Raw genomic sequence first — 6,251 nt, forward strand, 5'->3', positions numbered from 1 at the left:
ATACTGAAGGCGGAGTTCGACCTCTACGCATCACAGGGTGGCCTGAGGGAGACCACCGGAAAGATACGGGAGAACATCAGGGTATACAACAACCTGAGGCCGCACGCGAGCTGTGACTACCTCACCCCTGAACAGGCACACATGAGATCAGGTGCGCTCAGAAAGAGATGGAGACCAAAAAAATATCCAATAGTGAAGAAAGAGTTTGTATAGTACATATAGTATTACCAAATTTGCCTGTATAATCAATTCAGAATTAAACCAATAATCTGTATAGCTATATAAGGACAAGACAGTTTGGCATCGCTGTGAAAGTAGGGTGAAAGCATGGTGAAAGTATGCTTTTCCTATCCTAAGCATACAAAAACCTGCTTTAAACATACTATAACCTTGTTTTTACCCCGAAAACAGCCTTTTAGGTTAGGAATTTAAAAGAGAAAATAAACTAATTTTCTAGTTAAATTTTCGTTATTTAGCTAGGTAAATTGTAGCAGCTTCCCTAAAAGAACCGTTGAGTCTTATTACATGAACAGAAAAAAAGTCCTTTATTTCATGCCCGATAACCCGATGAAGGGTCATGCAGGAAATATTTCGAGATGCCGACAGATGCTATCTTTCTTCAATGAGCGCGACAGCATGTTCGAAACCGACTTTGTGTCTGAGCATATCTGGGGCGACTGGGACCAGGAATCGGAGATAAAATTCCATCAAAAATACCCCAAGCTTGGACTGGAGCTTATCCAACGAAAAATCAAGCGGGATAATCTTCTGGGTTATCTATTCCGTTATAAAATCCCAAATTTTCTGCATAGGCTATTCTATCAGAACCGAATTGATTTGACTACCTTGTTGATGCATCGGACGTTTCGGAAGGTGCTGTCCAAAAAAAAATACGACATAGTCATCATTTCTTATGCCCAATGGGGAACACTTATTAAAAACCTACCCTATCGCGCCTATACCATTAACGACACCCACGATTTTATTTCTTTGCAAAAGGAGTCTGACCTTGACCATCCTGCAAAATCGGGAAAAAACCTCCGGGATGAATTTCGCATCCTGAAAACTTTCGACTGCATCTGGACCTTTTCGGTGGAAGAACAATTTATGTTCAGTCAGGTGGTCAATAACCCCGTCAAGCTGATACCGATCGGTTACCCCTTATTTCCCGAACAGGCAGAACAATCTTTTAGGTATGATCTGATCTATGTGGCTAGCAATAATCCCCATAATATAAAAGGCATTAACTGGTTTATCAAAGAGGTACTGCCGCTATTAAAGAATATCCGTATTGCGGTAATCGGTAAAATAGCACAGCACGTCGTAGACCATCCCTCTATCCATAAACTTGGTTTTGTAGATGACCTGGAAGAAGCTTATCAATCATCCAAGGTTTCGATCTGTCCCATGTTAAGTGGAACGGGGATCAAGATCAAAGTATTGGAATCCCTTTCCATGGGTATTCCCGTTGTTACAAATTCCTATGGCGTAACGGGCCTGGTGAATAAAATAAATAATGGCTGTTTGGTAAGTGATGAACCGCAGGAATTTGCTGATCATATCCAGAAACTGTTAGAAAACGAGCCTTTCCGACAAGCTATTGCACAGCAAGGACGGGAATTAATGAAATCATTTTATAATTTAGCCCAGGAAGAAAAAGTACTTATGGATTCTTTATTGGATCCATTCAATAAGAAATAATGAAAGTTGTATTCGATACAGAGCGAATGAAATATGCGCATACCGGTTTATACCATTATTGTTTAAACCTGGGTAATGCACTTTTAACCGCTAAACCATCCCATGCCGATCTCTATTTTTACCACAACGAGAAATCGCCCTTGGTATTTGGCGAGGATAAAAACTACATCCGTCAGAAATCGATACAGAAATTCCTAAAACCCAGTTGGAAGGATTATGATGTCTATCATGCGAATTTCCAATTATCCCCTTACCTACCGAATAAAGGCAAATGCAAAGTCGTGCTGACCATACATGACCTTAATTTCATTGCGGAAGGAAAATCACCGGAGAAAGTCAAAAAGTACCTCACAAAGGTACAACGGAATATCGACCGTGCTGATGCGGTTGTAGCGATCTCCAAATTTGTGAAGGAAGATGTAGAAAAGCATTGCGACCTGAAGGGAAAAGAAATCCAGGTGATCTATAACGGCAGTACGATCGATGCTTCCAAGATCAATTTGGCCAGTCCAAACTCCCCTATAGATGGTCCTTTTATGTTCAGCATAGGAACCATCGCGCGAAAAAAGAATTTCCATGTCCTACCCTATCTTTTGGTAGGAAACGACTATAAATTGGTCATCAGTGGTATTGTACAGGAAGAGAACTACCAGGAAGAAATCCTGCAGATCGCTAGGGAATTACAGGTAGAAGACCGTGTACTGCTCACCGGCCCCATTTCGGAAGAAGAAAAATACAGTTACCTAAAGCATTGCAGCCTATTTGTATTTCCTTCCATTGCCGAAGGTTTTGGACTACCGGTGATCGAAGCGATGACTTTTGGTAAAAAAGTACTGCTCTCCACCTACACCAGTTTACCGGAGGTTGGTGGTCCGGAAGCCTTTTACCTGGAGTCGGTGGACAAGGATTACCTGATGGCATTTGGAGCCGAACGCTTGAAAAGCATTATAGCATCTGCGGATCGTTCCAATGAAATTAAGGCTTGGGCATCCCAATTTACCTGGGACAAGGCGGCCGCAGAATATTGGCAAATTTACCAATCCATTTAATCCAAGTAGATAAGGAGATAAGGTCAAAAATATTTGTTTTCATTATACATTTTTTTTATACCTTTGCGATTCTTGGTAAATATTATTAAGCTTAAAAAACAACATAAAAAACCATAATTTATTACGATTAGACAATGAGTAAAGGGCTGATTAAATTTTTGGTGATAGTGGTTTCCTTAGCGTGCCTCTACTCCATATCATTCACTTTTGTGACCCGCAAAGTCGAAAAAGATGCCGCAGCTTATGCAAATGGTGATCTGGCTAAAGAAAAAGCCTACCTAGATTCCATGGCAAGCGAAGTAGTTTATAACTTAGGTATCGCGAAATTCACTTACCGTGAAGCAAAAGCAAATGAACTTGCTCTTGGTCTTGATCTAAAAGGTGGTATGAACGTGACCATGGAGATTTCCTTGGACGAGTTGATTACCAACTTGGCGAACAAGCCTAAAGATGCAAACTTTAACAAAGCATTGGCGACAGCTATTGCTAAAAGCAAAACAACCAACACATCGTTGATTGATTTATTTCTAAATGAGTACAAAGCTACCGGTGCAGCAACTCCAATCGCGTCGTTCTTCGCGACCACGGATAATGCAGCGGAGATCCAAGCAGGAAGTTCTGAAGCTGATGTGAAGAGATTCTTGAATAAAGAAGCTGATAATGCCATCCAAAACTCATACAAAGTACTTCGTACGCGTATCGATAAATTCGGTGTTGCTTCCCCTAACATTCAGATCCAACAAGGTACCAACCGTATCTTAATCGAACTTCCAGGTATCAATGATGAAGAGCGCGTGCGCAAACTTCTTCAAGGATCTGCAAAATTGGAATTCTACGAGACCTTCAACAATGCAGATGTGTACCAGTTGATGGACAATATCAACCGTACCTTAGCAACTACTTTAAAAGCTGACAAACCAGCAGCAGTAGCGGCTACTCCAGTAGATACGACAGCAGCAGCTAACAACGCAGCTGATACGACTAAAAAAGAAGATAACCTATTATCAAAATTAGGCGCAAACAAAAATGCGGCTGATTCTAATGCAACCAATGCCGCTGACCTAACAGCAGGAAATCCATTATTCTCCATCTTACAGCCAAACGTTGGCCAAGGTCCTTCCGGACAAATGGAATTGGGTCCTGGTGCAGTAGTTGGTTATGCAAACCTTAAAGATACGGCTAAAGTAAATGCTTACTTGGCTCGTCCAGAGATCAAATCGATCATTCCTGGCAATATGCGCCTATTATGGGCGGTAAAACCGGAAAGCCTTTCACAAACGAAAGACATCCTTTCCTTATTTGCTATCAGAACTTCAGGTAACGAGAATGGTCCTGCCATGACAGGTGATGTGATCACCAACGCTAGAGATGAGTTTGATCCGCAGACCAATAAACCGATCGTTTCCATGGCGATGAACGCACAAGGCGCGCGCGATTGGCAACGTGTTACAGCTGCTGCCGCTCAAGGTAGATATTCTGTAGCTATCGTGTTGGATGGTGTGGTTTACTCCGCTCCAGGTGTAGAAAGAGAAATCGCTGGTGGTAACTCGACCATCTCCGGAAACTTCACAATCGAAGATACCAAAGACTTAGCGAACGTATTGAAAGCTGGTCGTCTTCCAACAACGGCTAAGATCGTTGAAGAAGCGATCGTAGGTCCTTCCCTAGGACAGGTAGCTATCGATTCAGGGGTGAACTCTGCGGTGATCGGTATCATTGTGGTTATGGCCTTCATGATCGCTTACTACAACCGTGCAGGTATTGCTGCTAACATTGCGGTAATCTTCAACGTGTTCTTCCTTATGGGCGTATTGGCATCCTTAAATGCCGTACTGACCCTGCCAGGTATAGCGGGTATCGTATTGACGATGGGTACTGCCGTGGATGCGAACGTACTGATCTACGAGCGTATGCGTGAGGAAATGGCGCTTGGTAAATCCATGCGTAAAGTGGTAGAAGATGGTTATAAGCATGCTATGCCTTCCATCTTAGACTCACAGATCACGACGTTCTTGGTAGGTTTGATCCTATTCTTTACAGGTTCGGGACCAATCCAAGGTTTCGCAACAACTTTAATGATCGGTATCATTACATCCTTATTCACCGCGATCTTCATTACACGTTTGATTTTCGAATACATGTTGAGCAAGGAAATGAAAATTACCGTTTCTTTCCCTTGGTCTAACCATACCTTGAAGAATGCAAACTTCGCATTCATCAAGAAAAGAAAAGTAGCTTATTTGGTTTCATTGGTAGCCATCGTGATCTCTCTTGGTGCTATTGCTGTTAAAGGATTCTCTTACGGCGTTGACTTCCAAGGAGGACGTACCTATACCATTAAGTATGACACTCCGGTAGCTGCTGAAACAGTACGTGAGAATTTGGATAATGTTTTTGGAACCACTACCGAGGTTAAAACCTTTGGAACGGACAATCAATTACGTGTAACGACTTCTTACCATATCGAAGAGACCAGCGATGCTGCAGATCAGGAAGTATTGTCTAAATTGAACGAAGGACTTTCTAAAGTTCAAGGTAAATACGAAATCCTTTCGCAACAGAAAGTAGGACCAACGATCGCAAGTGATATTAGAGACAGAGCAATCTATGCTTCCATCCTATCCATCCTTGTCATTGCTGCCTACATCTTGGTTCGTTTCCACAAATGGCAATATTCTGCGGGTGCTGCAATTGCAACCATCCACGATGCGATCATCCTTTTAGGTCTATTCTCGATCTTGGATGGTATTGTTCCATTCTCTTTGGATATCGACCAACACTTTGTAGCGGCTATCTTAACGGTATTGGGTTATTCAGTGAACGATACGGTCGTTGTATTTGACCGTCTGCGTGAGTACCTGAAAAAACCAGATGCGCATAGAGAAGATATTGGTACAACGATCAATAAAGCGATCAACTCTACATTAAGCCGTACCGTGATTACCTCATTGACTGTAATCTTCGTTCTAGCGGTATTATTTGTATTTGGTGGAGAAGTTATCCGCGGATTCTCTTTCGCCATCTTAGTGGGTATCGTCGTTGCGACTTATTCATCGATCTTCTTAGCTGCTCCAGCCATCTACGACTTAAGTGGTGGTAAGCATCTAGCTTCTTCAGCAAAACCTGAAGAGAAAAAACAAGCAAAAGTGGTTACTCCATAATCGAGTATCATAATAAAATCAGAAAAAGCCTTGATGTTGACCGAGGGCACTGAAAAAGTCTCAACTTTTTAATGAGATTTAAAGAAATGACTGAGTACAAGATTTATCTTACTCGGTCATTTTTGTTCTAAGGATTTCTGAAAATTTGTTTTTTAATGGTTTTATTGAAGGTTTAATCGACCATGAGTGGCTATTTAGGCTTTCAGAATCTCAAATCCATTGATTTTGAGGTAATATTCCTCCTTTTTAGATCAATTTCAGGATTCTTTTCAAGTTTACCGTGAAGATGGCCATTGCACCCTGCATTTCCATATTTTGGATGCCATAGGAATCTGCTCTT

Annotated in this window: 3 protein-coding genes and 1 pseudogene; all 4 read left to right on the top strand. The window is 41.7% G+C overall.

Going from position 1 to position 6,251, the window contains the following annotated elements; translation table 11 throughout:
- Positions 1–213 (top strand): annotated as a pseudogene (locus tag CRJ00_RS18885) (hypothetical protein); the annotation flags it as partial.
- Positions 214–525: 312 nt separating this feature from the next.
- Complete coding sequence (locus CRJ00_RS16615; protein WP_099367865.1) at positions 526–1,701, top strand: glycosyltransferase; 1,176 nt, start codon at positions 526–528, stop codon at positions 1,699–1,701.
- Positions 1,701–2,750, top strand: a complete 1,050-nt coding sequence (locus CRJ00_RS16620; RefSeq protein ID WP_099367866.1) for a glycosyltransferase family 4 protein — start codon at positions 1,701–1,703, stop codon at positions 2,748–2,750. Before CRJ00_RS16615 ends, CRJ00_RS16620 begins: the two co-directional genes overlap by 1 nt.
- 134 nt (positions 2,751–2,884) lie before the next feature.
- Entirely contained in the window at positions 2,885–5,911 is a 3,027-nt protein-coding gene (gene secDF, locus CRJ00_RS16625) for a protein translocase subunit SecDF (RefSeq protein WP_099367867.1), read from the top strand.
- Positions 5,912–6,251: the final 340 nt, after the last annotated feature.

Origin of the sequence: Sphingobacterium sp. 1.A.4 (assembly GCF_002734245.1) — a bacterium.
Taxonomy (GTDB): Bacteria; Bacteroidota; Bacteroidia; order Sphingobacteriales; family Sphingobacteriaceae; genus Sphingobacterium; species Sphingobacterium tenebrionis.

Bases quoted from the DNA above. Each gene is read 5' to 3' on its own strand.
- secDF (WP_099367867.1), top strand. From the start codon at position 2,885: ATGAGTAAAGGGCTGATTAAATTTTTGGTGATAGTGGTTTCCTTAGCG.
- CRJ00_RS16615 (WP_099367865.1), top strand. From the start codon at position 526: ATGAACAGAAAAAAAGTCCTTTATTTCATGCCCGATAACCCGATGAAG.
- CRJ00_RS16620 (WP_099367866.1), top strand. From the start codon at position 1,701: ATGAAAGTTGTATTCGATACAGAGCGAATGAAATATGCGCATACCGGT.